Genomic DNA, 25,277 nt, shown 5'->3' with positions numbered 1-25,277 from the left:
CAGCCCCAGCCCTGGCGCGCAACCTCTGCCAGCGTTGCCTGCGGCAACATCCAGCCTCGCCGGCGTTCGAGGCGCGGGGTCTGGGGCGGAGCCCCGGGACTGCAACCCGGCGGGTGCCGGGAACCGGGCTCCGCCCGGACCCGCGCCTCAAACGCCGGCGAGGCTGGGTGTTGCCCCTCACGCGCCCGCGGGGCTGAAGAGCGCGTCACGGCCAGCCGCCAAGGCTGGATGCGCGCGTCACGGCCGGCCGGCGGGCTGGAGTCGCGCGAGCGCGCGGCCGGTCAGGGCGGGGCGAGTACCGCTCGTGCCACGCGGTCCGGGCGGTCCAGCATGAGCAGGTGACCCGCCGGCGCAACCACCTCAAGGCGCGCGCCCAGCGCCTCGGCGAGCGCCGCCTGCCGCGCCAGCCACCGCACCGCGCCCCGCCCCCCGGACCCGTCGTACGCCGCGAGCACGCGGACCGGCGCCCGCAGCGGACGGCGGCCGCGTCGCAGCGCGAGAAGCCCGGCGGCGGTGTCGGCGTAGCGGGCGTTCTCGCGGAGGGCGCCCCGCCAGACCCTCCCGGTCCGGTAGCAGCGGCGTACGAGCTCCCGCGGGGCCGGGTCGGGCCCGCCGGTCCGCCCGGCCCGGACCACGGCCCGGCGGGCGAGCGGCCCCAGGGCGGCGGGCAGCCCGGCCGCGGTCAGGGCCCCGCCCAGCACCCGGGCGCCGGCCGTGCGCAGCGCCGGCGCGGGCGCGTACGGCCGGCGCTCCTCCACGCTGCTGTCGACGAGCACGAGCGCGGCGGTGCGGGCCGGGTAGAGGCGGGCGAAGGCCTCCGCGTGAAGGCCGGCGAGTGAGTGGCCGACCACGGTGACCGGTCCCGGCGGCAGCGCGGGCCCGAGCGCGTCGAGGAGCCCGGCGATCCGGTGCGCCTCGCCGACCGCGCCGGCGGGGGCGGCCGAGGCGCTGAGCCCGTGGCCGGGCCGGTCGAACCTGACCACCGTGCGGTGCGGGGCCAGTAGCGGGACGACGGCGTCCCAGTCGAACCAGGCGAGCCCGAGCCCGGCGCTGAGCACACAGACCGGCCCGACCCCCTCGACCCGTATGTGCAGCGGCACCCCGCCGACCCGCACGAACCCCTCACGCACGCGCCCGCCGGGGGCGGGGTCGTGGGCCGGGGTCACGGTCGGGGGCCGGGGCGGGGCGGGGTGCGGTCCGCGGCCAGCGCGCAGGCGAGGACGCCGAGCCAGAGGGCGACGAGGAGCACCTGGAGGCGTTGGCCGGCGCCCAGCGCCCAGGTGCCGTGTCCGGCGCTGAACAGCGCGATGGCGGTCAGGGTCCAGACGGTGGCGGCGAGTTCCAGCATGACGAGCGCCGGGCCGAACCGGGCCAGCGGCGGCCACCAGCGGTAGCGGCGGGCCGCGACGGTGAGGGCCACGATGCCGGCCAGCGCGCCGCACATGGCGAGGCTGGAGCTGATGGCGTGTGCCTGGTGGGTGGCGGGGACCAGGCCCGCGGTCTCGCGGGCGGCGCACTCCGGGTCGACGGTGGGCTTGCAGCTGAGCGGCAGCCACGCGTCGGCGGCGGTCGCGGCGCCGAACAGGGCGAGCCCGCACCAGCCGGTCAGGGACCAGGGGCGGCGCGCCTCGGGCACTTCGGCCAGCCGCAGCAGCGCGAGCAGGGAGCCGGCGAGGACCAGCACGCCGGCGGTGAAGTCCGTGGCCCGGAACAGGCCGCCGAGCGGCTGGTCCTGGGCGGCGAGCTCACTGACGTACGTCTCGACGGGGTTGAGCCCGGTGGAGAAGACGACTTCGAGCACCCAGGCGGTGTACGTGGCCGCGCCGAGGCCGATGAGGGCGGCGACGGGCCGCGTACCAGTGAGGGACATAATGGGATCAATCCTACTCAGGGCGGGGGTTGAACCTGGTCCCGGATACCCACCCGGGGTAGGGTTCGGCGCATGACGCCCCCGGCAGATCCGCGAGCCGCCGCCCGGTGGCCCCGGTTGCTGCTGCTCGCCGCGCTGCTGCTGGGCATCGCCGCGATGCACACGCTGGGGCACCCGGCCCAGGCGCACGCGCCCACGCCCACGACCCCGGCCACGACTCCGCGCGCCACCGGGGAAGACGCACTCCCGGCCACTTCCGTTGCCCACCACTCTCCGGCGCGGCCGCAAGCACCGGCCCAGGCGCAGACACGGACGCAGGGATCGACTCAGGCCCAGGCTCAGGCACTCGTGGCGCGCACCCACTCACCGCACCACGCCTCGGCCACCGCCGCCTTCCCCGGCGCAGCCGATACCCGCGCCCTGACCCACGCCCTCGCCCAGACCGGCACCGGCACCGGCACCGGCATGGACATGGACATGGACATGGACCCCATGAGCCTGTGTCTCGCCGTGCTCGCGGGTCTCGGGGCGGTGTTCGCGCTCGGGGTCGGGCGGCGTGCCGGGGTCGGGCGCGGGGGTGTCGGCGGCGGCCGGGCGGCCGCGCAGGTCCGGTGGACGCGCCCGGAATCCCCGCCGCCCCGCAAGACCCTCGTGAAGCTGGTGGCGCTGCGCGTATAGGAGGGCCGGTTCAGCCCGCGCCCGTCCCTCCGCATCACCCCACTCACCACAACGAGGTGCTCCCATGCGCTCTCTTCACACCCACCACACCCGCCGCACCCTGCTCGGCGCCGGTCTCGCCGTGGCCGGCAGCGGGCTGCTCGGCGCCTGTTCCGACGGCTCCGGCACGGGCCACGGCTCCATGGACCACGGGGCCCCGGGCCACGCCCACGGTGCCTCCCCCGCCGCCACGCCGGCCGGCTACGTGACGCCGAACGGCAAGGAGGTCCTGGCCGCCGAGGCCGCGCGCGGTTCCGGCGGCCGGGTCCGCGAGGTCCGGCTCACCGCCACCCCCACCCCGATCGACCTCGGCGCCGGACGCACCGTCAAGTCGTGGGCGTACGGGGACCGGCTGCCCGGCCAGGAGGTCCGCGTCACCGCGGGCGACACCCTGGCGCTCACCCTCGCCAACCACCTCCCGCAGGCCACCTCCCTGCACTGGCACGGCCTCGCGCTGCGCAACGACATGGACGGCGTGCCCGGCCTGACCCAGCAGGACATCCGGCCCGGCGGCTCGTTCGCGTACCGGTTCAAGGTGGCGCACCCGGGCACGTACTGGTTCCACCCGCACTCCGGCGTCCAGCAGGACCGCGGCCTCTACGCCCCGCTGATCGTCGAGGACCCCCGCGAGCCGCTCGCGTACGACAAGGAATGGGTGGTGGTCCTGGACGACTGGGTGGACGGGGTCGACGGCTCCACGCCCGACGCGGTGCTGGCCGAGCTGTCCAAGGGCATGGCCGGCGGCCACGCCGGACACGGCGCCGCTCCCGCCCCCGCCCCGAGCGGCAGCGCCGGCGGCGGCCCGTCCCGGGTCATGATGGGCGCCGCCAGCGACGTGCTCGGCGCCGATGCGGGCGACGTCGCCTACCCGCACTACCTGGTCAACGGGCGCACCCCGGAGGATCCGACGGTGTTCGCGGCCCGCCCGGGCGACCGGATCCGGCTGCGGATCGTCAACGCCGGCGGCGACACCGCCTTCCGGGTCGCGCTCGGCGGCCACGAGATGACGGTCACCCACACCGACGGCTACCCCGTCACGCACGCGAAGACCCGCTCGCTGCTGCTCGGCATGGGCGAGCGGTACGACGTGCTCGTCACCGCCGGGGACGGGGTGTTCCCGCTGACGGCGCTCGCCGAGGGCAAGGACCGCACCGCCCTCGCCCTGCTGCGCACCGGCGGCGGCGCGGCCCCGGCGGCCGGCGTCCGGCCCGCCGAGCTGGCCGCCCGCCCGCTGACCGCCGACCGGCTGCGGGCCGCCGCCGCGGTCGCCCTGCCGGAGCGGGCCCCGGACCGCACCGTGAAGATCCGGCTCACCGGCGGGATGGAGAAGTACGACTGGGCCTTCGACGGCGCCCCCTACCGGGCGGACCAGCGGCATCCGGTCGAGGCCGGCGAGCGGGTCCGGCTGGTGTTCTCGAACGCGACCGCGATGTGGCACCCGGTGCACCTGCACGGCCACACCTTCGGGCTGGCCCACGCGCGCGGCGGGGCCCGCAAGGACACCGCGGTCGTGCTGCCGAACGGGACGCTGACCGTGGACTTCGACGCCGACAACCCGGGCCTGTGGATGATCCACTGCCACAACGTCTACCACGCGGAGGCCGGGATGATGACGGTGCTCGGCTACCGCAGCTGACCGTCCGGCCACACCGCCCACCCCGGCCCGGCCGCCCCGCGGCCACCCCCGCCCCGCGGCCGGGCCGGACCCCCTCCCCCGCCCCACGCGCAGCGCGAACACCCCGCCCGCGGCGCGAAAAGCACGCTCCGCCCAGGACATCGCGTCAGAAAGACGATTACACTGGCGGGCGTGCCTCAACTACGCCTCGCGCTGAATCAGATCGACTCGCACGTCGGCGACATCGCCGCCAACGCCGACTCGGTCGTCCACTGGACCCGGCACGCCGCCGAGCAGGGCGCCCACCTGGTGGCGTTCCCCGAGATGGTGCTGACCGGCTACCCCGTCGAGGACCTCGCCCTGCGTGAATCCTTCGTCGAGGCCTCCCGCACCGCGCTGACCGGCCTCGCCGCCCGGCTCGCCGCCGAGGGGTTCGGCGACCTGCCCGTCGTCGTCGGCTACCTCGACCGCGCCGAGCAGGCCCGGCCCCGGCTCGGCCGGCCCGCCGGCTCCCCGCTGAACGCCGCCGCCGTGCTGCACCGCGGCTCCGTCGTACTCCGCTTCGCCAAGCACCACCTGCCGAACTACGGCGTGTTCGACGAGTTCCGGTACTTCGTGCCCGGCGACACCCAGCCGGTGGTCCGCGTACACGGCGTGGACGTGGCGCTGGCCATCTGCGAGGACCTCTGGCAGGACGGCGGCCGGGTGCCGGCCACCCGCTCCGCCGGGGCCGGGCTGCTCGTCTCGATCAACGCCTCCCCTTACGAGCGCAACAAGGACGACGTCCGCCTCGACCTGGTCCGCAAGCGGGCCCAGGAAGCCGGATGCACCCTCGCGTACGTGGCGATGACCGGCGGCCAGGACGAGCTGGTCTTCGACGGCGACTCGATCGTCGTCGACAAGGACGGCGCGGTGATCGCGCGCGCCCCGCAGTTCTCCGAGGGCTGCGTGCTCGTCGACCTGGAGCTGCCGGCGGCCGCCGCCGACGCGCCCACGGGCACAGTCGACGACGGGCTGCGGATCGACCGGGTCGTGCTCTCCGAGGAGCCGCTGCCGGCGTACGAGCCGGTCGTCACCGGCGGCTACGCCGAACGCCTCGACGACGACGCCGAGATCTACGAGGCGCTGGTCACGGGGCTGCGCGCGTACGTCCGCAAGAACGGCTTCCGGTCGGTCCTGATCGGGCTCTCCGGAGGCATCGACTCGGCGCTGGTCGCCGCCGTGGCCTGCGACGCGCTGGGCGCGGCGAACGTGTACGGCATCTCGATGCCCTCCAAGTACTCCTCCGACCACTCGCAGGGGGACGCGGCCGAGCTGGCGCGCCGCACCGGGCTGAACCTCCGCACGGTCCCGATCGTGCCGATGTTCGACGCGTACATGGGCTCGCTGGGCCTGACCGGTCTCGCCGAGGAGAACCTCCAGGCCCGGCTGCGCGGCACGATGCTGATGGCCGTCTCCAACCAGGAGGGCCACCTCGTGCTGGCCCCGGGCAACAAGTCCGAGCTGGCGGTGGGCTACTCCACGCTGTACGGCGACGCGGTCGGCGCGTACGGGCCCATCAAGGACGTCTACAAGACGGACGTCTTCCGGCTCGCGAAGTGGCGCAACGCGGCCGCCGCGGAGCGCGGCGAGGTCCCGCCGATCCCGGAGAACTCGATCGGGAAGCCGCCGAGCGCCGAGCTGCGTCCCGGACAGGTGGACACGGACTCGCTGCCGGACTACCCGGTGCTCGACGCGGTGCTCGACCTGTACGTGGACCGGGACCAGGGCCTGGAGCAGATCGTCGCGGCCGGCTTCGACCGCGAGCTGGTCGCGAAGACCGTGCGGATGGTGGACACCGCCGAGTACAAGCGGCGCCAGTACCCGCCGGGCACGAAGATCTCCCGCAAGGGCTTCGGCAAGGACCGCCGGCTGCCGATCACCAACGGCTGGCGCGAGCGGGCGTAGCCCCCGTACGGGGTGCTGGACGGCTGGACGGCCTACGGGCGGACCGTGAGGCGGGCGGCGACGGGCAGGTGGTCGCTGCCCGTGCGGCCCAGGGTCCAGGAGGCCTCGGGGGTGACGCCGCGGACCATGATCTGGTCGATCCGGGCCATCGGGAACCCGGCCGGCCAGCTGAAGCCGAAGCCGTCGCCCGCCGCGCCCTGCGTGGAGCGCATCTGCGAGGTCACCGGCGACAGCGCGCGGTCGTTCATCGTGCCGTTGAGGTCGCCGAGCAGGACCACCCGCTCCAGCGGTTCGGCGGCGAGCGCGTGCCCGAGGGCGTCCGCGCTGTTGTCGCGCTGGTTGGCGGTGAAACCGGCGTTGAGCTTGACCCGTACGGACGGCAGGTGGGCCACGTACACGCCGATCGGGCCCTGCGGGGTGTCGACGGTGGCGCGCATGGCCCGGGTCCAGCCCATCTTGATGTCGACGGGCCGGCTCGCGCTCAGCGGGTACTTGCTCCAGATCCCGACCGTGCCCTCGACGGCGTGGTACTTGTACGCGTCCGCGAGGACCTCGGCGTAGCCGGACACGGCGCCCGCCTTGAGCTCCGTCAGAGCGAGCACGTCGGCGCCGGAGCCGGCGATCTTGCGGGCGGTGCCCTGCGGGTCGGGGTTGTCGGCGTCGACGTTGTGGGTGGCGACCATGAGGTTGCCGCCGCCGCCGGACTTGTCGGTGACCAGGCCGCCGAAGAAGTTCAGCCACACCCCGGCGAGCACCGCGACGGCCAGCAGCGCGGTGGCGGAGCGGCGCAGCGCGCCCACCACCAGCAGGACCGGGACGAACAGGCCCAGCCAGGGCAGGAACGTCTCGATGAGGCTGCCGGTGTTGCCGACGGTGTTCGGGAGCCGTGCGTGGAGGACCATCACCAGGGCGACCACGAGGGCCACCGCGCCGGTCACGATCCCGCGCCGCCAGATGCCCGGATCCCGGCGCAGCTCGGCCAGCCGGCGCCGGAACCGGGATCCGGTGGGCTCGTCCCCCGAGCCGCCGTTCCCCGTCTCCGTCATGTACGCCTGTGCCATGCCTCTGCCCTCACTGCTTTGCTCGCGTACTGTCGCCGCCCTCGACCCTAGGCGATGATCAGCGTCTTGCCTGCCGTCCGGTACGGCTGTTCGGCAGCGAGGACGGCAAGAGCGGCGGCACAGGTTCCCCTTGTAACGAAACGCGCATATTCGAGCGGTTCTCGATGCGTGTGCGAGGCCACGTCCGTCTCCGCCTTCCTGCTTTCCTCCGCAGGATGCCACCATGGGGAGTGAAGTCCGGGGACGCCGTAAGGGTGCCTCGAGATGACACAAGGAGCAGTTGCAATGACGCATGCCGTTTCGCCTGCCCAGGCAACCGGCCCGAAGGCGGCCCTGTCCCTGTACGGGGGCACCACCGCCCGCCGGATCACCATCCGCGACCTGGCCACCGCCAAGGAGCGCGGCGAGAAGTGGCCCATGCTCACCGCCTACGACGCGATGACCGCCTCCGTCTTCGACGAGTCGGGCATCCCGGTCATCCTCGTCGGCGACTCGATGGGCAACTGTCACCTCGGCTACGAGACCACCGTGCCGGTGACCCTCGACGAGATGACCCTGCTGTCGGCGGCCGTGGTGCGCGGCACCAAGCGCGCCCTGATCGTCGGCGACCTGCCGTTCGGCTCGTACCAGGAAGGGGCCGTGCAGGCGCTGCGCAGCGCGACCCGGCTGGTCAAGGAGGCGGGCGTGGGCGCGGTCAAGCTGGAGGGCGGCGAGCGCTCGCTGGCCCAGACCGAGCTGATCGTGCAGTCGGGCATCCCGGTCATGTCCCACCTGGGGCTGACCCCGCAGTCCGTGAACGCCATGGGCTACCGGGTGCAGGGGCGTTCCGACGAGGCCGCCCACCAGCTGCTGCGCGACGCCAAGGCCGCGCAGGACGCGGGCGCCTTCGCGGTGGTCCTGGAGCTGGTGCCGGCCGAGCTGGCCGCCGAGGTGACCCGCTCCCTGCACATCCCGACCGTGGGGATCGGCGCGGGCGCGGAGTGCGACGCGCAGGTGCTGGTGTGGACGGACATGATGGGCCTGACGGCGGGCAAGCTGCCGCGCTTCGTGAAGCAGTACGCGAACCTGCGCCAGACCATGGGCGACGCGGCGAAGGCCTTCGCCGCGGACGTGTCCGGCGGATCGTTCCCGCAGGAGGAGCACAGCTTCCACTGATCACCGCACCGGTTCCTGCGGCGGTCACGTCGGCGGTCAGTGCGCCGACCCTCGGGTGATCGGGTGATCGTGTCGTGATCCCTACGGCCCGCCGACAGCTGTCGGCGGGCCGTAGGCGGTCGTATAGGCGGCTTGTCGGTGCGTTGTCGGTGGCGGCTGGTCCCATAGGGGGCATGACGCGAATCGATGACAAGGCCGGCAGCGGCGCCCACGCCGTGGAGGTGCGGGGACTGGTCAAGCACTACGGCGAGACCAAGGCCCTCGACGGGGTCGACCTGGACGTCCGCGAGGGCACGGTCCTCGGGGTGCTCGGCCCCAACGGCGCAGGCAAGACGACCCTGGTGCGCTGCCTGTCCACCCTGATCGTCCCGGACGCGGGCACCGCCACCGTCGCCGGGTACGACGTGGTCCGCCAGCCCCGCCAGCTGCGCCGCACCATCGGCCTGACCGGCCAGTACGCCTCCGTGGACGAGAGGCTGTCCGGCTGGGAGAACCTGTACATGATCGGGCGGCTGCTCGACCTGTCCCGCAAGGACGCCCGCAAGCGGGCCGACGAGATGCTGGAGCGCTTCTCGCTGACCGACGCGGCGAAGAAGGTGGCCGGGATGTACTCCGGCGGCATGCGCCGCCGTCTGGACCTCGCGGCCTCCCTGATCGGGCACCCGGCCGTGATCTACCTGGACGAGCCGACCACCGGCCTCGACCCCCGCACCCGCAACGAGGTGTGGGACGAGGTCCACCGGCTGGTCGCCGAGGGCGCGACGGTCCTGCTCACGACCCAGTACATGGAGGAGGCCGAGCAGCTGGCGAGCGAGCTGACGGTCATCGACCGCGGCAAGGTCATCGCCAAGGGCAAGGTCGACGAGCTGAAGGCCCGGGTGGGCGGCCGCACGCTGCGGGTCCGGCCCGCCGACGCCGCCGATCTGCCGGCCATGGCGCGGGCGCTGTCCGAGGCCGGACTCGACGGGCCCGCGGGCTCTCAGGCCGTGCCGGACGAGGGCGCGCTGCTGGTCCCGATCCTCAGCGACGAGCAGCTGACCGCGGTGGTGGGCCTGCTGGGCGCCCGCGGGTACGGCATCACGGACGTGAGCACGTACCTGCCCAGCCTCGACGAGGTGTTCCTGGCCATCACCGGCCACCGCAGCGCCTCCGCGGAAGACGTCAACCACAAGGCCGAGGAGGTCGCAGCATGAGCACGACGACTACCAGTGCGCCGGTGCGCGGCAGCGCGGCCCCCGGCTCCCCCGCCCCCGACCGGTCGCCGGCCGGCGAGGGCAAGATCGGCCTGCGGGCCAACCTGCGCCACATCGCGGCCCTGTCGCGCCGCAACGCCCTCCAGATCAAGGCGAACCCCGAGTCGATCTTCGAGGTCGTCCTCATGCCGATCGTCTTCATCCTGCTGTTCGTGTACGTCTTCGGCGGGGCGATCGCGGGCAAGGGCAACCAGGACGCCTACGTCAACTACCTGGTGCCCGGCATGATGGCGATGATGGGCCTGAACATCGCCATGGCGGTGGGCACGGGCGTCAACGAGGACTTCCAGAAGGGCGTGATGGACCGGTTCCGGTCCATGCCGATCGCCCGTTCCTCGGTCCTCATCGCGAAGATCGTGGTCGAGATCGGCCGGATGCTCATCGCCACCGCCATCCTGCTCGGCATGGGCTTCATGCTGGGCCTGGAGGTCAAGACCTCGGTGCTCGACCTGTTCGCCGCGGTCGGCCTGTCGATGGTCTTCGGCGCCTCGCTGATGTGGATCTTCATCCTGCTCGGTCTGACCATGAAGACGGCCCAGGCCGTCCAGGGCGTCGCGATGCTGGTCCTGATGCCGCTGCAGTTCGGCAGCTCGATCTTCAGCCCGCCGTCCTCGATGCCCGGCTGGCTGCAGAGCTTCACCGACTACAACCCGCTGTCCAACCTGGCCGACGCGGCCCGGAACCTCATCAACGGCGGGCCGGTCGCCCACTCGGTGTGGATGACCCTCGGCTGGACGGTGCTGATCACCGTGGTGACGGCCCCGCTGGCGGTCGCCAAGTTCCGCAAGAAGACCTGATCCGGCCCTCCGGATCGCGTCCCGGAGGATCCGGGTCAGACGAGGGCGGCGGCCTCCTCCAGGGTGAGGGCGCCGCCTTCGGCGTACGCGGCCTCGTACGCGGCGTCGCCGAGCTGCAGCCTCGCCCCCTCCTCTGCCACGGCGGACCCTTCGCGTTCGATCAGAGTGGGGAAGTGCCCCGCCGGCAGCAGGGCCCGGTACGCGCCCAGCAGGCGGGCCGCGTCACGGGCCCGCTCCACGCCGCCGAGCCCGGCGAGGGAACCGGCCGCGGTCATCAGGTAGACGGCCGGCATCTGCGGCGCCACCATCTGGACCAGCGGGTCGGCCGCGGCCTCCATCGCCTGCCGCAGCGAGGGCAGGGCGTCCTCGTACCGGCCTTCGAGGTTGTCCAGCCAGGCCATCATGCCGAGGAGGAAACCGTCGAAGATGGCGTACGCGCCGAAGGCGAACTCGTCGCGCAGGGACCGGAGCTGGGCGCGGGCCTCGCCGGTGCGGCCGGTACGCGCCAGCCGGGTGGCCAGGAACATCCGGGCCGCGGGCATCGCCTCGTTGCCGAACTGCTGCCGGGTGGCCACCACTTCCGCGAGGATCTCCTCGGCCTCCTCGCCCTCGCCGAGTTCGGCGAGCACCCCGGCCAGCCGTACCCGCAGCACCGTCTCCTGGGCCTCGGCCCCGAGCCGGCGGGCGTACTCACCGGCGGCGCGGAAGTCCTCGGCGGCAGCGGCGAACTCGCCGCGGCGTTCTCGGGCCTCGCCGCGGGCGGAGAGCGCTTCGGCGCAGCCCCAGTCGTCGCCGAGGTCCGCGAACAGCGCGAGGCTCTCCTCGGCGTCCCTGGTGGCGCTGCCGACCCAGTCGGCCCTGTTGGCCAGGACGTTGGCGCGCAACTGGAGGGCCGAGGCGAGGTCCCAGGTGTAGCCGAAGGCGCGGCAGGCCTCGACGTTGGCGTCGATGACCTCCTTGAGCAGGCCGGCGTCGCCCGCGATCATGACGGCGTAGAACCACAGCCCGCCGGGGTTGCGGCAGAGCTGCGGCAGACCGGGCCGGTAGGCGGAGACGATGCCCTGGATCAGCGCCCGGACCTCCGGGGACTGCCAGTCGGCAGTGCTCTGGTCGCGGGAGGCCAGTTCGATGAGGCGGATGCCGCGCCGGGCCTCCGCGAGCAGCTCCCCGGCGTAGGGCGGGGCCGAGTCGACGACCTGCTCGTGCACGGGTGGCACGGGGGCCACCGGCGGGGCGAACGGGTCCGGGCCGAGGGCGGCGGCCGCCCGGGACCAGTGCCGGGATTCCGCGCGCAGATCGTGCATGTGCCAGTACCAGACCATCGAGTGGACCAGGCACATCATCTCGCCCTCGTCGCGGGCGGCGGCGGCCCGGCGCAAGGCGGTGCGGAGGTTCTCGTACTCGGTGCGCAGCAGGGCGGCGGCGGCGCGCTGGGTGCGGCCGCGCAGCAGGGGTTCGGTTCGGCGGGCGAGTTCGCGGTAGTGGACGAGGTGGCGCCGCTCGGTGGCGGCGCGGTCGGGGCCGGCCGCGTCGAGGCGTTCGGCGGCGTACTCGCCGACCGTCTCGAGGAGCCGGTAGCGCATCTCGCCGCCGGCGCCGGCAGCGGCCACCACCAGGGACTTGTCGACGAGCGAGCCGAGGACGTCGGCGACGTCGAGCGGGTCGAGGGTGTCGCCGTCGGCGCACACGGTCTCGGCGGCGGCGAGGTCGCAGCCGCCGGCGCACACCGACAGACGGCGCAGGACGGCGCGTTCGGGCTCTTCGAGGAGGTCCCAGGACCAGTCCACGACGGCGCGCAGGGTCTGCTGGCGGGGCAGTACGGTGCGGCTGCCGCTGGTGAGCAGCCGGAACCGGTCGTCGAGGCGGTCGGCGATCTGGCGCGGGCTGAGCAGCCGCAGCCGGGCGGCGGCGAGTTCGATGGCGAGCGGCAGGCCGTCGAGGCGGCGGCAGATCTCGGCGGCGGCCTCCGGGTCCTCGTCGGGGCTGAAGCCGGGCCGGGCGGCGGCGCCGCGGTCGGCGAGCAGGCGCAGGGCCATCGGGTCGGGCAGCGGCTCCACGGGGCGCAGGGTCTCGCCCGGTACGCCGAGGGGTTCGCGGCTGGTGGCGAGGACCTGCACGCCGGGGCAGTGCGCGAGGAGGTCCTCGGCGAGGCGGGCCGCGGCGTCGACGACGTGCTCGCAGTTGTCGAGGAGCAGCAGCATGCGGCGGCGGGCGCAGTACTCGGTGAGGCGGAGCATCGCGTCGTCGTGCCGGTCGGTGAGGACGCGCAGCTCTTCGGAGGCGACGCCGCGGCGGGAGCTCTCGCGGACTCCGAGCGTGGAGAGTACGGCCTCGGCGACGTCGTCGGGGTCCTCGACGGGGGCGAGTTCGGCGAGCCAGACGCCGTCCGGCCAGTGGCCGGCCGGGGCGGCGGCCTCGGCGGCCTCCTGCGAGAGCCGCGTCTTGCCGGCCCCGCCGGGGCCCAGCAGCGTCACGAGCCGGGCGCGGCGCAGGTCGTCGCCGATGGCGACGATGTCCCCCTCCCGTCCCACGAACGTCGTGAGCCGAGCCCGCACGTTCCCATAGGGCCGCTCCCCCACTCCACCCGCACCCCTCGCCCCCGGTGCCCCGGGTGCAACTCCCAGCTCTGCCGACCGGCCTGAGCCCGCTCCCAGTGCCTCGGGTGCAACCCCCAGGCCGACCGGCGCCTCGGGGGCACCATCCAGCCCCGCATCGGGGGCAACCTCCAGCCCCGCCGGCGTTTGAGGCGCGGGTCCGGGCGGAGCCCGGTGCCCGGCGGAGCCGGGTTGCTCAGGGCTCCGCCCCGAACCCCGCGCCTCAAACTCCCCCAGACTCCGTCCGGGGGCACCCCCAGGCGAGGCTGGAGGTTGCGCAGCGGAGGCCGGCGGGGCGGCCCCAGGGTGGGCCGGAGAGGCCGGGTGCTGCGCAGGGTCGGCCGGAGAAGCCGGGTGTTGTACGCCAGGGGGCCGCGCGGCTGGAGGGGACTGCGGGTGGGACGGCACGGCCTGGGGGCGCGCCGGGGAAGCCGGGTAGGGCGGCGGGGTGGCCGGGGTGAGGAGGTCGGTGTGGAGGGATCGGAGGTCGGGGCCGGGGGTGGTGCCCAGGCGGGCGGCCAACTCCCGCCGGACCGACTCGTAAGCGGCCAGCGCCTCGGCCGCCCGCCCCGCATCCCGCAACGCACGGATCCGCAACCCCTGCAGCGGCTCGTCCAGCGGCCGCTCCGCACACAGCGCGGTCAGCTCGGGCAACGCCCGCTCCGCCTCCCCGGCGGCCAGCGCCGCCGCCAGCCGGCCGCGCCTGACGTCGAGCCGCACCGCGTCCCAGCGGACGGCCTCGGCGGACCGGTCGGGAAGATCGGCGAGCGCGGGCCCGCGCCACAGCGCGAGCGCCTCTTCGTACCGTGCGGCCGCCTCCCCGGCGGCCCCCGCCTCCAGCGCCCGCGCCCCCTCCCCCGCGAGCCGTTCGAAGCGGAACAGGTCGACGTCCTCGCGGGTGGCGGCCAGCCGGTAGCCGCCCTCCACGGATTCGACGGCGCTGTGTCCCAGCGCCCGCCGCAGCCGCCCGACGAGCGCCTGCAACGCGGCCGTCGCGTCGGCGGGCGGGTCGCCGCCCCACACCTCGCCGACGAGCAGGTCGGTGGGGAGCGGCCGGCCGGGCCGCGCCGCGAACACGGTGAGGAGCGCGCGCAGCCGGGGACCGCCGAGGGCGGCGGGGGTCCCGTCGTCGCGGAGGGCTTGGGTGGTGCCGAGGATCGCGTAGCGCACCGGCCCATTGTCCCCGCCCGCCGCGCCGGCTCGTACGCGCGGTAGGTTCGGCGGCATGGGTGGACAGACGCGTCACAGTGACCGACGGGTGAGCCCCGTCTTCCTCGGCATCACCGCCGTCATGGCGGTCACGGGGTGGGCGGTGTGGACGGAGTTCGCGTCGAGCACCGGCTTCGCCGTTTTCCTGTTCGTCACGTCGGCGTGGGTGGTGTCGCTGTGCCTGCACGAGTACGCGCACGCCCGTACCGCGCTGCACGGCGGGGACATCTCGGTCGGCGCCAAGGGCTATCTGACGCTCAATCCGCTGAAGTACACGCACGCGCTGCTCAGCATCGTGCTGCCGGTGGTGTTCGTGATCATGGGTGGCATCGGCCTGCCCGGCGGCGCGGTGTTCATCGAACGCGGCCGGATCCAGGGCCGCTGGAAGCACAGCCTGATCTCGGCCGCGGGCCCGCTGACGAACGTGCTGTTCGCTCTGGTGTGCACCGCGCCGTTCTGGCTGGACGCCCTGGACGGGGTGCCGTTCGCGTTCCGCTTCGCCCTGGGCTTCCTGGCGCTGCTCCAGATCACGGCCGCGATCCTGAATTTCCTGCCGGTTCCGGGCCTGGACGGCTACGGCGTGATCGAGCCGTGGCTGTCGTACAAGGTGCGGCGGCAGGTCGAGCCGTACGCGCAGTTCGGCCTGCTGGCCGTGTTCGTGGTGCTCTTCATCCCCGAGGTGAACGAGGTGTTCTTCGACGCGGTCCACGGACTGCTGCGCGGCCTCGGCGTGAGCGACCTGGAGTCGTACTGCGGTCGCGACCTGTACCGGTTCTGGCAGGAGACCAACCCGGTGTGCGAGGAGCTCAGCTCGTGACGGACCGGGCCGCGGCCGCCTTCTCGGCCTTCGCCTTGCGCAGGTAGTACCAGGCCATGTTGGAGGACAGGCCGGCCATCAGCACCCAGATGATCCCGAGGAAGCTGCCCTCCACGAAGGCGACCACGGCTGCGGCGACGGCGAGGACGCAGACGGCAAGGGCGAATACGGCGAGGCGGGGCATGGGGGGAGGCTCCTAGCGGCGGACGGGCGGCGTTGCCCGACCAGTGTCCCCCATGCCCCGCAGTGTTTCCGTAAGGGCCCGGCCGCCGGGCCGCACGGAGCCCGGACGCCGGGTGCGCGGGGACCCGGACGGCGCATGCGGCGGAGGCCCGGGCACCGGCGGCGGAGGGATCAGACGTCGGTGACGCGGAGGCCTGCGTGGGCCTTGTAGCGGCGGTTGACGGAGATCAGGTTCGCCACGAGGGACTCGACCTGGTGGGCGTTGCGCAGACGGCCCGCGAAGACGCCCCGCATGCCGGGGATGCGGGCGGCCAGGGCCTGGACCAGGTCGGTGTCGGCGCGGACCTCGCCGAGCACCATCACGTCGGTGTCGATCTCGTCGATCGACTCGTCCTGGAGCAGGACCGCCGAGAGGTGGTGGAAGGCCGCGGTGACGCGGGAGTCCGGGAGCAGGGCGGCGGCCTGCTGGGCGGCGCTGCCCTCCTCGGGCTTGAGGGCGTAGGCGCCCTGCTTGTCGAAGCCGAGCGGGTTGACGCAGTCGACGACGAGCTTGCCGGTGAGCTCCTCGCGCAGCGATTCGAGGGTCTTGGCGTGGCCGTCCCACGGCACGGCGATGATCACGATGTCGCTGCGGCGGGCGCATTCGGCGTTGTCGGCGCCCTCGACGCCGAGGCCGAGCTCGGCGGCGGCGGCCTGCGCGCGGTCGGCGGCGCGGGAGCCGATGATCACCTTCTGGCCGGCCCGGGCCAGCCGGTACGCGAGGCCCCGGCCCTGGTCGCCGGTGCCGCCGAGGACGCCGACGATCAGGCCGGAGACGTCGGGGAGCTCCCAGGGGTCCTTCGCGGGGGCCTTCGCGGGGGCCTCGGCCGGCTGCTGGGGGGCGGCGCCGGCGGAGGCGCTGTCGGTGGAAGTCATGGCCCCGACCTTACTGCCGCCGTCGCCGCGGCCGAATGGGTGAAGGCGCAACAACTGTTCCCCCGGCCACCGCCCGTGGGGCAGGATTCCGCTTCATGGACGCCGTACGGGTTGCGCTGCTGCGCGAGGTTCTCGCCGGCACCGAGTGGCCGGGGGCGGCCCGCCGGTTCGCGCGCGGCCTGCGGTCCTCGGTGGCGCCGGCCGGCGGCGGGCTGCTGCTGGTGGGCACCGAGCAGTACGAGCCCTGGCACCTGGCCGCGCACCTGGTCGACGAGGCCGCCTGGTCGGGGCAGCCGGAGCTGGCGCCGACCCTGGTGCGGCACCGGGTGCGGCCCGGGGAGCCGCCGCACCTGTCGGTGGGGCTGGGCCGGCTGGAGGCGGCGCGGCGCGGGGAGACCCTGCTGGTGGTCGCGCCGGAGACGCCCGGCGGCGGGCTGCTGGAGCGGGTCCACCGCGCCCGGCGGGCCGGGGCGACCGTACTGTCCCTGGACGGCGGGGACGCCGAGCTCGCGGCGCTGGCGCACGACGCGCTGTCGGTGCCGCCGGCCGCCGGGCTGGACCTGGACACGGTGCAGCACCTGGTGAGTGCGGCGGCCGGGGAGAACAGCCTGCCGGCACAGCGGGCGCCGCGCCGCTTCCGGGACCGGCTGTCACGGCTCGCCGATCAGCTGACCGCCCCGCCGCCGAGCCGCTGGTAGGAGGCGCGCGCCGGACCGTCAGGAGGTGGTGGTGCCGTCTTCCCCGTCGCGGGACTTGTCGTTCCACTTCGGGTCGTTCTGCCACTCCAGATTCCGCTCCTGGGCGGTCTGCATGGCGTGCGAGGCCTCCTCGGGGGTCTCGTAGGGGCCGAACCGGTCCTTGGCCGGGCACTCCGGGCCTTCCTCGACCTTCTGGTGGACGAGGCAGTAGTACCACTCGCCGGCCTTGCCGACCTGGCGCTTCTTGAACAGGGCCATCGCGTGCTCCTTATCCTCTGCCGCCATGCTGCCCGATCCCCGCTCGATACACTCGCATGCATGTCTGGCCAGTCGCTGCTCGTACCAGGGGAGCTCTCTCCCGCCCGTTCCGTCCCCGGCAACATCCGCCGGCCCGAGTACGTGGGCAAGCCCTCGCCCACTCCGTACACCGGACCGGAGGTGCAGTCGGCCGAGACGATCGAGGCGATGCGCATCGCCGGCCGGATCGCCGCGCAGGCGATGGAGGAGGCCGCCAAGCTGATCGCCCCCGGGGTGACCACCGACGAGCTCGACCGGGTCGCCCACGCCTACATGTGCGACCACGGCGCCTACCCGTCGACGCTCGGCTACCGGGGCTTCCCCAAGTCGCTGTGCGCCTCCGTCAACGAGGTCATCTGCCACGGCATCCCGGACTCGACCGTCCTGCGCGACGGCGACATCGTCAACCTCGACGTGACGGCGTACATCGGCGGCGTGCACGGCGACAACAACGCCACCTACCTGTGCGGTGACGTGGACGAGGAGTCGCGGCTGCTCGTGGAGCGCACCCGCGAGTCCCTGAACCGGGCGATCAAGGCGGTCAAGCCGGGCCGCCAGATCAACGTCATCGGCCGGGTCATCGAGTCGTACGCGAAGCGCTTCGGGTACGGCGTGGTCCGGGACTTCACCGGCCACGGCATCAACTCGTCGTTCCACTCCGGCCTGATCATCCCGCACTACGACAGCCCGCACGCGACCACCGTCATCCAGCCCGGCATGACCTTCACCATCGAGCCGATGCTGACGCTGGGCACCCACGAGTACGACATGTGGGAGGACGGCTGGACCGTGGTCACCAAGGACCGGAAGCGGACCGCGCAGTTCGAGCACACGCTCGTGGTGACGGCGACCGGCGCCGAGATCCTCACGCTGCCGTGATCGCGACCCCGTGACGACGACCCGTGACGACGACCCCGCGATCGCACTTTCGTGGTGCGGGCCGGCATGAAGCCGGTTTGAATGGACAGAGATACCGACAGGACGTCGGGAACACATTGACTTAGGTAAGCCTAAGCAGGAAGATCGGGCGGGGCGGCACGGTGTGCCGGCCCGCCCGATCCGCCCTTTCCCGTCCCATCGGCCCCTGGAGGTCCGTCTTGGACGCCTTCTCTACGGTCATCCGCGTCGCCTCGCACGAGCAGCACACCGAGGCGGAGACCTCGACCTTCATGACGGACCTGCTCGGCGGCAGACTCGGCGTGGCCGCGTACACCCGCTACACCGAGCAGCTGTGGTTCGTGTACCGGGCGCTGGAGGACGCGGCCGAGGCCCTGCGCGCCGACCCGGTCGCGGGCCCCTTCATCCAGCCGGAGCTGATGCGGGTTGCCGAGCTGGAACGCGACCTCGCGCACCTGCGGGGCCCCGACTGGCGCGAGACGGCCGTGGCGCTGCCGGCCACCGAGGCGTACGCGGCACGGATAGCGCACTGTGCGGCGCACTGGCCGGGCGGCTACATCGCCCACCACTACACCCGCTACCTGGGCGACCTCTCGGGCGGCCAGATCATCCGGGACAAGGCCGAGCGCACCTGGGGCTTCGACCGCAAGGGCGACGGCGTGCGCTTCTACGTGTTCGAAGCCGTCGCCAACCCGGCCGCGTTCAAGCGGGGTTACCGCGAGCTGCTGGACGCGGTGCCGGTGGACGACCTGGAGAAGCAGCGGATCGTCGACGAGTGCAAGCGCGCCTTCGACTTCAACGGCGCGGTCTTCCGCGAACTCGGCGCGGAGTTCCCGCTGAGCGCGTGACGCGCGGGGCGGACGCCCGGCGCTCGGCGGGCTCAGCTCCCGGCGTCCTGCCCCGCGGGGGCGAAGCGGACCCGGCCGCCGATCTCGATCGTGCCGTCGGGTCCGGGTGCCGTGAGGATCTGCGAGCCCGCGCCCTGGACGATGTTCAGGGCGCGGTTCAGTTCGGCCGTCAGCAGCAGCGCCGCCGAACCGGTGGCCTCGTCCTCGGTGATGATCCCGGGGCAGGCCCCGCCGCCGCAGGAGCCGTCCGTACGGCCGCAGGTGTGCGGGCGGCGCGGGAAGCCGCGGGCGCGGACCCGGCCCGCGGCCTCGTCCTCCCAGGCCCAGGCGTAGAGCCACCCCTCGCCGGGCGGGGGGCCGGGCAGCGCCACCACCTCGGCGGCGCTCGCGTACTGCCGGGTCCGCTTGCCCTCGACCCAGTCGGCGCGGACCGTGATCCAGGTGAACTCGCCGTCGTCGCGCGCCCACACCTCGCCCACCGGCGGGTTGAGCTCCTCGACGTCCAGCAGCCAGGCGACCCCGACCAGCGGATGGCCCGCGAAGGGCATCCGCAGGCCGGGGCTGTGGATGTCGACGACACCGCGTTCGGGGTCGTCCACGAACACCGTTTCGCTGAAGCCGAGTTCGGCGGCGAGCGCTTGGCGGGAGGCGAGGTCGGGGCAGGTGCGGCCGTCGCGTACGACGGCCAGCAGATTGCCGTGGCGGCCGTTGGCCGCGCAGAACACCCGGAGCACGTCGAGATCATTCACGCGCGCATTCAAACACGCCCGCCCGCAGGCTGAGGTGCGCCGCAAGGCGCCGGGGAGGCTGAAAACGGCCCGCCCAGGCAGACCATGGGGGTGCTCGCGCACCACCTCTGGTGGTTCCGGTCCGGGAGCCCGTAGCCCGGGCGGTTTCCCCGCCGGCACAGGCCCCTTGACCATCCCTTGACCCGAGCATGGGGTCACCATGGAGCCGCTGTGACGGCCCCGTGTCCGGATGCGAAAGGTGAGAGCTGAATCACTGGACGGGTGGGTATCGGTCAGGTAAGCCTCGGTTAAGTTAGGTCCGCCTCACCGGCAGCCCCGCCCCCGGGGCGGCCTCATGCCCACCCGCCAGGAGCCTTCTGATGCGACCCGCCCGCTTCTCCGTCGTCACCGCAGCCGCCACCGTGGCCGCACTGACCGCCCTCACCGGTTGCGCCGAGAAGAGCGACGGCAAGGGCGACGGCGCCATCACGGTCACCGCCACGGACAAGTCCTGCGAGGTCTCCAAGACGGAGTTCCCCTCCGGCCACGTCCAGCTGGCCGTGGAGAACAAGGGCTCCAAGGTCACCGAGGTCTACGTGCTCTTCCCGGACGGCCGCATCGTCACCGAGCGCGAGAACATCGGCCCGGGCACCAAGGCCACCATCACCGCCGAGATCAAGGCGGGCGACTACGAGATCGCCTGCAAGCCCGGCATGAAGGGCGACGGCATCCGCCAGCAGGTCAAGGCCACCGGCGGCGCCGCGCCTGCCAAGCGCAGCCCGGAGCTGGACGCGGCGGTCGCCGCGTACCGCACGTACGTGCAGCAGCAGGCCGACGAGACCATGCCGAAGGTCAAGGTCTTCACCGACGCCGTCAAGGCGGGCGACATCGAGGCCGCGAAGAAGGCGTACGCCGACTCGCGCATCGGCTGGGAGCGCACCGAGCCGGTCGCCGAGTCCTTCGGCGACATCGACCCGAAGGTCGACGTCCGCGAGGACGGCCTGGAGGCCGGCCAGGCGTGGACCGGCTGGCACAAGCTGGAGAAGGCCCTCTGGCAGGACAAGAAGATCGGCGACGCCGAGAAGAAGCTCGCCGACACCCTCCTCGCCGACCTGACCGACTGGAACAAGCGCGTCGGCAAGGCCGAGATCACCCCCACCTCGATGGCCAACGGCGCCAAGGAGCTCCTCGACGAGGTCGCCACCGGCAAGGTCACCGGTGAGGAAGAGCGCTACAGCCACACCGACCTCGTCGACTTCCAGGCCAACGTCGAAGGTGCGCGCGAGGCGTTCACCCTGCTGGAGCCGGTCGTGAAGGTGAAGGACCCGGCGCTCGCCAAGCAGCTGAACACCGAGTTCAACGCCCTGTTCGACCTGCTGGAGAAGCACCGCGTCGGCAAGGACGAGTTCTCCTTCGTCTCCTACGACAAGGTCTCCCAGGCCGACCGCAAGGTGCTCTCGGACGGCGTCAACGCGCTGGCCGAGCCGCTGTCCAAGCTCGCTGCCGCGGTCGCCAAGTAGTTCACGAAGGAGGCGACGACATGTCCGAGAAGCCTGAACAGCCCGAGAACGCCGGGACCGCAGTGGACGCCGGGACCGCCGGCGCGCCTGCCGGGTCCGCTGCTGCACCCTCGCGCCGGTCCGTGCTGGGCTGGGGCGGCGCGGGCCTCGCGCTCGGCGCCGCCGCCGCGGGCGGTTCGGTGGCCGCCCTCACCGGCGGCTCCGACCCGGTGCCCGCCGCCCTGACGGGTGCCGCGGTGCCCTTCCACGGCGCGCACCAGGCCGGGATCGCCACCGCGGTCCAGGACCGGCTGCACTTCGCCTCGTTCGACGTGAAGACCAAGGACCGCGCCGAGCTGGTGGCGCTCCTGAAGGAGTGGACGCGGGCCGCCGAGCGGATGGCCGCGGGCCTGCCGGTCGGCGAGGGCGCGGTCGGCGGTCTGCCGGAGGCCCCGCCGGACGACACCGGCGAGGCCCTCGGCCTCAAGCCGTCCCGGCTGACGCTGACGGTCGGTTTCGGCGCCTCGCTGTTCGCGAAGGGCCGGTTCGGCCTGGAGGACCGGCGGCCGGACGCGCTGGTCGACCTGGAGCTGTTCCCGGGCGACAACCTGGACCCGAACCGCTCCGGCGGCGACATCTGCGTGCAGGCGTGCGCGGACGACCCGCAGGTCGCGGTGCACGCGATCCGCCAGCTGGCCCGCATCGGCTTCGGCAAGGTCGTGATGCGCTGGTCGCAGCTCGGCTTCGGCAAGACCTCCTCGACCACGCCGGACGAGCAGACCCCCCGCAACATGATGGGCTTCAGGGACGGCACCCGGAACGTCTCGGGCACCGACACCGAGGCCCTGGAGAAGCACGTCTGGGTCTCCCCCAAGGACGCCCCGGGCGCCTCGGCGTGGATGGCGGGCGGCTCGTACCTGGTGGCCCGCCGGATCCGGATGAACATCGAGACGTGGGACCGCACTCCGCTCCAGGAGCAGGAGGACATCTTCGGCCGGGACAAGGCCGAGGGCGCGCCGGTCGGCAAGTCCAAGGAGCGCGACGAGCCGTTCCTGAAGGCGATGAAGCCGGAGGCGCACGTCCGTCTCGCGCACCCGGACACCAACGACGGCGCCACCATCCTGCGCCGCGGCTACTCCTTCACGGACGGCACCGACGGCCTGGGCCGGCTCGACGCTGGCCTGTTCTTCCTCGCGTACCAGCGCGACGTGCGCAAGGGCTTCATCCCGGTGCAGCGCCGGCTGGCCCGCCACGACGTACTGAACGAATACATCCAGCACGTGGGTTCGGCACTCTTCGCCGTCCCGCCGGGCGTCCGCGACACGGGCGACTGGTGGGGCCGGGCGCTGTTCTCGTAGCGGACGCGGAGGACACAGCGTGTTCAGCAATTATCTGATCGGCCTGCGCGAGGGGCTCGAGGCCAGCCTCGTCGTCTGCATCCTCGTCGCCTACCTGGTCAAGACCGGCCACAAGGGCCGGCTGCCGGCCCTCTGGGCGGGCGTGGGCATCGCCTGCGCCCTCAGCCTGGGCTTCGGCGCGGTGCTGACCTGGGGCACCCACGAGCTCACGTTCAAGGCGCAGGAGCTGATCGGCGGCAGTCTGTCGATCATCTCGGTGGGCCTGGTGACGTGGATGGTCTTCTGGATGAAGCGCACCGCGCGGCACCTGAAGGCCGAACTGCACGGCAAGCTGGACGCGGCGCTGGCCATGGGCACGGGCGCGCTGGTCGCCACCGCGTTCCTGGCCGTCGGCCGGGAGGGCATCGAGACCTCGCTGTTCGTGTGGGGTTCGGTGCGGGCGGCGGGCGACGGCAACGCGCCGCTGACCGGGGCGCTGCTCGGCATCGCCTCCGCGGTCGTGCTGGGCTGGCTGTTCTACCGCGGCGCGCTGAAGATCAATCTGGCCAAGTTCTTCACGTGGACCGGCGGGATGCTGGTCGTCGTCGCCGCGGGTGTGCTCGCGTACGGCGTGCACGATCTGCAGGAGGCGGACTTCGTCGGCGGCCTGCAGGACAAGGCGTTCGACATCAGCGCCACGATCCCGCCGGACAGCTGGTACGGGACGCTGCTGAAGGGCACGTTCAACTTCCAGCCGGACCCGACCGTGCTCCAGGTGACGGTGTGGGCGCTCTACCTGGTCCCGGCGCTCGCCCTGTTCCTGGCCCCGGTAGGGTTCGGACGGCGATCGGTGGGGGCGAAGGGGCAGAAGAGTAGCCATGAGCAGGCTGAGGCAGTCGGCGGTCATGACGGCGGCACTGACGGTGCTGGCGTTGACGGCGAGCGGGTGCACGACGGTGCGGGGCGAGGAAACCCCGGTACCGACGGCGTCCAGGGCTGAGGCCGCACAGACGCTGAAGGCCTTCCTCGCCACCTACAACCGGGCCGAGCAGGCCTACGACGCGAAGCTGATCGACTCGGTCGTCGCCGGTCCCTACGGGGACCGGCGCAAGGCCAGTCTGCGGGCCGGTCGGGTGGCGAAGCCGGGCGGGAACCCGGACTTCAAGCCGCTGGAGCTCACCGACACCAAATTCGTGATCCCGAAGAAGGCCGGCTGGCCGCGCTGGTTCGTGGCCGACGCCGACAGCAACCGGGACGAGGGCACGGACAAGGCCGACCGGCGGGTCGCGCTCGTCTTCAACAAGGAGGCGACGGACCGGCCCTGGAAGGTCACCTACGTGCTGAACCTCGCGGCCGGCACGATGCCCGTCTTCAAGACCGACAAGGACGGCTGGGCCGAGCCCGTCGACCCGCAGGCCCGTGACCTCTCCATACCGGTGGGCGAGCTGAGCAAGCGCTACGGGCGCTACCTGTCGGACGGGGTGCCGAACGGCTTCGCGCCGGGCACCCACACCACCGGGCGGCGGGCCGTACGGGCCCGGGACGCCTACCGCCCCGGCTTCACCACCCAGTACCTGGACCAGCCCGCCGACACCGGCTCGTACGCGCCGGTGGGGCTGCGGACCAAGGACGGCGGGGCGCTGGTCTTCTTCGCCTCGCGCCACTTCGAGCAGATGAAGCTGGACAGGTCGGTGAAGAATCCGAAGCTGCCGCTGAACGACACGGTGAAGGCGATCATGACGGGCACCTCCACCGACACCCTGATCCGCGAGATGGTGTCGGCGCAGGCCGTGACGGTCCCGCCGGCCGGGCGTCCGGAGGCCCGGGTGCTGTTCCTCAGCCGCACGAACGGACTGATCGCGGCCAAGGGCGCGTGAAGGCGGCGCCGCCGCCCGTGGTCACCACAACCGATCGACGGTGCCGGGGTGGAGGGCGATCCGGCTGTCCGGGAAGTCCGCGCGGTGCGCGCGGGCCCGCTCCGAGAAGAAGCCGCCCATGACGGCCTTGTCGAAGCCGGGCGCGTCGCTGGGGAAGGGGTCCTCGGCGGTGCCGCCGACCAGGACCGCGCCGGGCACCTCGGCCCAGCCGGCCGCCGCGTAGAACGGGACCAGGGGGCGGTCGCAGGTGAACAGCGCCAGGTCCACCGCCGGGTCGGCGGCCAGCACCGCGCGGGCCTCGGTGACCAGCCTGCGCCCGTGTCCGCGGCCGCGGACCGCCGCACGGGTGACCACGGTGCTCAGCCCCGCCACGCGGTAACCGTGCCCGGCGTGCCGGAGCTCCTTGTGGAGCAGGTCGAGGGCGGCCAGCACGGTGCCGGTGTCGTCGACGAGCAGCAGCGAGACGGGGTGCAGCAGGGGGTCGTGGCTCGGCCCGTCGGACGCGATGCCGCCCGGGGGCGGCCAGGCGTCGTCCTGCAGCTCCAGCACCTGCCGCCGCAACCCCGCCGGCACCCCGCCCTCAACCCACCGCACGACCCGCATCCCACCAGTAAACACGCCGGGGCGCGCCATCCAGTCCGGGCAGCAACTCCCAGCCCCACCGACTGCCCGCGGCGCACCTTCAGCCTCGGCGGCTGCCCGGGGGCACCTTCAGCCCCACCGGCTGCCCGGGGGGCGCCTTCAGCCTCGGCGGCAATACCCAGCCCCTCCGGCGCTTGAGGAGCGGGCCCGGGCAGAGCCCGGCAACCCCGCGCCACTCAGCCCCTCCGGCGCTTGAGGAGCGGGTCCGGGCGGAGCCCGGTGGCCGGCGGAGCCGGGTTGCAGTCTTGGGGCTCCGCCCCAAACCCCGCGCCTCAAACGCCGGCGAGGCTGGATGTTGCACCCCAGGGCACCGGCAGGGCT

General features: G+C 73.4%; 22 protein-coding genes. 13 read left to right on the top strand and 9 right to left on the bottom strand.

Annotated features, from left to right (window positions below; all coding sequences use genetic code 11):
• Nucleotides 1-281: 281 nt before the first annotated feature.
• Together OG764_RS25105 and OG764_RS25100 are read right to left on the bottom strand one after the other, a co-directional pair.
• Nucleotides 282-1,130: an alpha/beta fold hydrolase gene (locus OG764_RS25105; protein ID WP_328970682.1), complete on the bottom strand. Its 849-nt coding sequence runs from the start codon at nucleotides 1,128-1,130 to the stop codon at nucleotides 282-284.
• Nucleotides 1,131-1,162: 32 nt separating this feature from the next.
• Entirely contained in the window at nucleotides 1,163-1,870 is a 708-nt protein-coding gene (locus OG764_RS25100) for a DUF998 domain-containing protein (protein ID WP_328970681.1), read from the bottom strand.
• A 72-nt stretch (nucleotides 1,871-1,942) separates the two neighbouring features.
• Between OG764_RS25100 and OG764_RS25095 the strand changes: the two genes are divergently transcribed.
• The 3 genes from OG764_RS25095 to OG764_RS25085 all read left to right on the top strand — a co-directional run bounded on the left by OG764_RS25095 (nucleotide 1,943) and on the right by OG764_RS25085 (nucleotide 6,149).
• Nucleotides 1,943-2,548: a hypothetical protein gene (locus OG764_RS25095; protein WP_328970680.1), complete on the top strand. Its 606-nt coding sequence runs from the start codon at nucleotides 1,943-1,945 to the stop codon at nucleotides 2,546-2,548.
• A gap of 64 nt (nucleotides 2,549-2,612) precedes the next feature.
• The gene (locus OG764_RS25090) at nucleotides 2,613-4,223 is read left to right on the top strand and encodes a multicopper oxidase family protein (RefSeq protein WP_328970679.1); all 1,611 of its coding nucleotides are present in this window, start codon (nucleotides 2,613-2,615) and stop codon (nucleotides 4,221-4,223) included.
• Nucleotides 4,224-4,394: 171 nt separating this feature from the next.
• Nucleotides 4,395-6,149, top strand: a complete 1,755-nt coding sequence (locus OG764_RS25085) for an NAD+ synthase (RefSeq protein WP_328970678.1) — start codon at nucleotides 4,395-4,397, stop codon at nucleotides 6,147-6,149.
• Nucleotides 6,150-6,181: 32 nt separating this feature from the next.
• On the opposite strand, the gene OG764_RS25080 is transcribed toward OG764_RS25085, so the two are convergent.
• Nucleotides 6,182-7,210: an endonuclease/exonuclease/phosphatase family protein gene (locus tag OG764_RS25080; protein ID WP_328970677.1), complete on the bottom strand. Its 1,029-nt coding sequence runs from the start codon at nucleotides 7,208-7,210 to the stop codon at nucleotides 6,182-6,184.
• A gap of 285 nt (nucleotides 7,211-7,495) precedes the next feature.
• On the opposite strand from OG764_RS25080, the gene panB reads away from it, so the two are divergent.
• From panB to OG764_RS25065, 3 genes are all read left to right on the top strand, one after another.
• The gene (gene panB, locus OG764_RS25075; RefSeq protein ID WP_328970676.1) at nucleotides 7,496-8,365 is read left to right on the top strand and encodes a 3-methyl-2-oxobutanoate hydroxymethyltransferase; all 870 of its coding nucleotides are present in this window, start codon (nucleotides 7,496-7,498) and stop codon (nucleotides 8,363-8,365) included.
• Between the two features lie 173 nt (nucleotides 8,366-8,538).
• Nucleotides 8,539-9,558 carry an ATP-binding cassette domain-containing protein gene (locus tag OG764_RS25070; RefSeq protein WP_328970675.1) on the top strand — a complete coding sequence of 340 codons (1,020 nt, stop codon included), beginning with the start codon at nucleotides 8,539-8,541 and terminating at the stop codon, nucleotides 9,556-9,558.
• The gene (locus OG764_RS25065; RefSeq protein ID WP_328970674.1) at nucleotides 9,555-10,415 is read left to right on the top strand and encodes an ABC transporter permease; all 861 of its coding nucleotides are present in this window, start codon (nucleotides 9,555-9,557) and stop codon (nucleotides 10,413-10,415) included. The genes OG764_RS25070 and OG764_RS25065 overlap by 4 nt, the downstream gene beginning before the upstream one ends.
• A gap of 35 nt (nucleotides 10,416-10,450) precedes the next feature.
• Here the strand turns inward: OG764_RS25065 and OG764_RS25060 are convergent, their stop codons facing one another.
• Nucleotides 10,451-14,236 carry an AfsR/SARP family transcriptional regulator gene (locus OG764_RS25060; RefSeq protein WP_328970673.1) on the bottom strand — a complete coding sequence of 1,262 codons (3,786 nt, stop codon included), beginning with the start codon at nucleotides 14,234-14,236 and terminating at the stop codon, nucleotides 10,451-10,453.
• On the opposite strand from OG764_RS25060, the gene OG764_RS25055 reads away from it, so the two are divergent.
• A complete protein-coding gene (locus OG764_RS25055) occupies nucleotides 14,235-15,035 on the top strand; it encodes a site-2 protease family protein (RefSeq protein WP_328970672.1) in 801 nt (266 codons plus the stop codon). The genes OG764_RS25060 and OG764_RS25055 overlap by 2 nt on opposite strands.
• Here OG764_RS25055 and OG764_RS25050 read toward each other — a convergent pair.
• Nucleotides 15,025-15,219, bottom strand: a complete 195-nt coding sequence (locus OG764_RS25050) for a hypothetical protein (RefSeq protein ID WP_328970671.1) — start codon at nucleotides 15,217-15,219, stop codon at nucleotides 15,025-15,027. The two genes, OG764_RS25055 and OG764_RS25050, sit on opposite strands and share 11 nt — an antisense overlap.
• A 170-nt stretch (nucleotides 15,220-15,389) precedes the next feature.
• Complete coding sequence (gene npdG / locus OG764_RS25045) at nucleotides 15,390-16,133, bottom strand: NADPH-dependent F420 reductase (protein WP_328970670.1); 744 nt, start codon at nucleotides 16,131-16,133, stop codon at nucleotides 15,390-15,392.
• A 95-nt stretch (nucleotides 16,134-16,228) separates the two neighbouring features.
• Between npdG and OG764_RS25040 the strand changes: the two genes are divergently transcribed.
• Complete coding sequence (locus tag OG764_RS25040) at nucleotides 16,229-16,831, top strand: hypothetical protein (protein ID WP_328970669.1); 603 nt, start codon at nucleotides 16,229-16,231, stop codon at nucleotides 16,829-16,831.
• A gap of 18 nt (nucleotides 16,832-16,849) precedes the next feature.
• Here the strand turns inward: OG764_RS25040 and OG764_RS25035 are convergent, their stop codons facing one another.
• On the bottom strand, nucleotides 16,850-17,089 hold the full coding sequence (locus OG764_RS25035; protein ID WP_328973157.1) for a hypothetical protein: 240 nt from the start codon (nucleotides 17,087-17,089) through the stop codon (nucleotides 16,850-16,852).
• Between the two features lie 60 nt (nucleotides 17,090-17,149).
• On the opposite strand from OG764_RS25035, the gene map reads away from it, so the two are divergent.
• Both map and OG764_RS25025 read left to right on the top strand, forming a co-directional pair.
• Nucleotides 17,150-18,007, top strand: a complete 858-nt coding sequence (gene map / locus OG764_RS25030; protein WP_328970668.1) for a type I methionyl aminopeptidase — start codon at nucleotides 17,150-17,152, stop codon at nucleotides 18,005-18,007.
• A 218-nt stretch (nucleotides 18,008-18,225) separates the two neighbouring features.
• Nucleotides 18,226-18,873 (top strand): biliverdin-producing heme oxygenase, encoded by a 648-nt coding sequence (locus OG764_RS25025; protein ID WP_328970667.1) that lies wholly within the window; start codon nucleotides 18,226-18,228, stop codon nucleotides 18,871-18,873.
• Nucleotides 18,874-18,905: 32 nt separating this feature from the next.
• On the opposite strand, the gene OG764_RS25020 is transcribed toward OG764_RS25025, so the two are convergent.
• Entirely contained in the window at nucleotides 18,906-19,622 is a 717-nt protein-coding gene (locus OG764_RS25020) for a PhzF family phenazine biosynthesis protein (RefSeq protein ID WP_328970666.1), read from the bottom strand.
• Between the two features lie 359 nt (nucleotides 19,623-19,981).
• On the opposite strand from OG764_RS25020, the gene efeO reads away from it, so the two are divergent.
• The 3 genes from efeO to efeU are packed head-to-tail and all read left to right on the top strand — an operon-like array spanning nucleotide 19,982 to nucleotide 23,437.
• Entirely contained in the window at nucleotides 19,982-21,121 is a 1,140-nt protein-coding gene (gene efeO / locus OG764_RS25015) for an iron uptake system protein EfeO (RefSeq protein ID WP_328970665.1), read from the top strand.
• Between the two features lie 20 nt (nucleotides 21,122-21,141).
• Nucleotides 21,142-22,458: an iron uptake transporter deferrochelatase/peroxidase subunit gene (gene efeB, locus OG764_RS25010; protein ID WP_328970664.1), complete on the top strand. Its 1,317-nt coding sequence runs from the start codon at nucleotides 21,142-21,144 to the stop codon at nucleotides 22,456-22,458.
• A gap of 19 nt (nucleotides 22,459-22,477) precedes the next feature.
• Nucleotides 22,478-23,437 carry an iron uptake transporter permease EfeU gene (efeU, locus tag OG764_RS25005; RefSeq protein WP_328970663.1) on the top strand — a complete coding sequence of 320 codons (960 nt, stop codon included), beginning with the start codon at nucleotides 22,478-22,480 and terminating at the stop codon, nucleotides 23,435-23,437.
• Between the two features lie 898 nt (nucleotides 23,438-24,335).
• Here the strand turns inward: efeU and OG764_RS24995 are convergent.
• Nucleotides 24,336-24,917, bottom strand: coding sequence for a GNAT family N-acetyltransferase (locus OG764_RS24995; protein ID WP_328970662.1), 582 nt, complete (start codon nucleotides 24,915-24,917; stop codon nucleotides 24,336-24,338).
• Between the last annotated feature and the right edge of the window lie 360 nt (nucleotides 24,918-25,277).

The organism is Streptomyces sp. NBC_00239 (genome assembly GCF_036194065.1).
Taxonomy (GTDB): Bacteria; Actinomycetota; Actinomycetes; order Streptomycetales; family Streptomycetaceae; genus Streptomyces.
This window is presented reverse-complemented; position numbering and strand designations above follow the sequence as displayed.

What these genes read in the sequence shown, in the direction of transcription:
- OG764_RS25080 (WP_328970677.1), bottom strand. Translation starts at nt 7,210, where the DNA reads ATGGCACAGGCGTACATGACGGAGACGGGGAACGGCGGCTCGGGGGAC.
- OG764_RS25040 (WP_328970669.1), top strand. Translation starts at nt 16,229, where the DNA reads ATGGACGCCGTACGGGTTGCGCTGCTGCGCGAGGTTCTCGCCGGCACC.
- map (WP_328970668.1), top strand. Translation starts at nt 17,150, where the DNA reads ATGTCTGGCCAGTCGCTGCTCGTACCAGGGGAGCTCTCTCCCGCCCGT.
- OG764_RS25055 (WP_328970672.1), top strand. Translation starts at nt 14,235, where the DNA reads ATGGGTGGACAGACGCGTCACAGTGACCGACGGGTGAGCCCCGTCTTC.
- OG764_RS25065 (WP_328970674.1), top strand. Translation starts at nt 9,555, where the DNA reads ATGAGCACGACGACTACCAGTGCGCCGGTGCGCGGCAGCGCGGCCCCC.
- OG764_RS25050 (WP_328970671.1), bottom strand. Translation starts at nt 15,219, where the DNA reads ATGCCCCGCCTCGCCGTATTCGCCCTTGCCGTCTGCGTCCTCGCCGTC.
- OG764_RS24995 (WP_328970662.1), bottom strand. Translation starts at nt 24,917, where the DNA reads ATGCGGGTCGTGCGGTGGGTTGAGGGCGGGGTGCCGGCGGGGTTGCGG.
- efeO (WP_328970665.1), top strand. Translation starts at nt 19,982, where the DNA reads ATGCGACCCGCCCGCTTCTCCGTCGTCACCGCAGCCGCCACCGTGGCC.
- npdG (WP_328970670.1), bottom strand. Translation starts at nt 16,133, where the DNA reads ATGACTTCCACCGACAGCGCCTCCGCCGGCGCCGCCCCCCAGCAGCCG.
- OG764_RS25090 (WP_328970679.1), top strand. Translation starts at nt 2,613, where the DNA reads ATGCGCTCTCTTCACACCCACCACACCCGCCGCACCCTGCTCGGCGCC.
- OG764_RS25060 (WP_328970673.1), bottom strand. Translation starts at nt 14,236, where the DNA reads ATGCCGCCGAACCTACCGCGCGTACGAGCCGGCGCGGCGGGCGGGGAC.
- OG764_RS25035 (WP_328973157.1), bottom strand. Translation starts at nt 17,089, where the DNA reads ATGGCCCTGTTCAAGAAGCGCCAGGTCGGCAAGGCCGGCGAGTGGTAC.
- OG764_RS25095 (WP_328970680.1), top strand. Translation starts at nt 1,943, where the DNA reads ATGACGCCCCCGGCAGATCCGCGAGCCGCCGCCCGGTGGCCCCGGTTG.
- efeB (WP_328970664.1), top strand. Translation starts at nt 21,142, where the DNA reads ATGTCCGAGAAGCCTGAACAGCCCGAGAACGCCGGGACCGCAGTGGAC.
- OG764_RS25100 (WP_328970681.1), bottom strand. Translation starts at nt 1,870, where the DNA reads ATGTCCCTCACTGGTACGCGGCCCGTCGCCGCCCTCATCGGCCTCGGC.
- OG764_RS25070 (WP_328970675.1), top strand. Translation starts at nt 8,539, where the DNA reads ATGACGCGAATCGATGACAAGGCCGGCAGCGGCGCCCACGCCGTGGAG.
- panB (WP_328970676.1), top strand. Translation starts at nt 7,496, where the DNA reads ATGACGCATGCCGTTTCGCCTGCCCAGGCAACCGGCCCGAAGGCGGCC.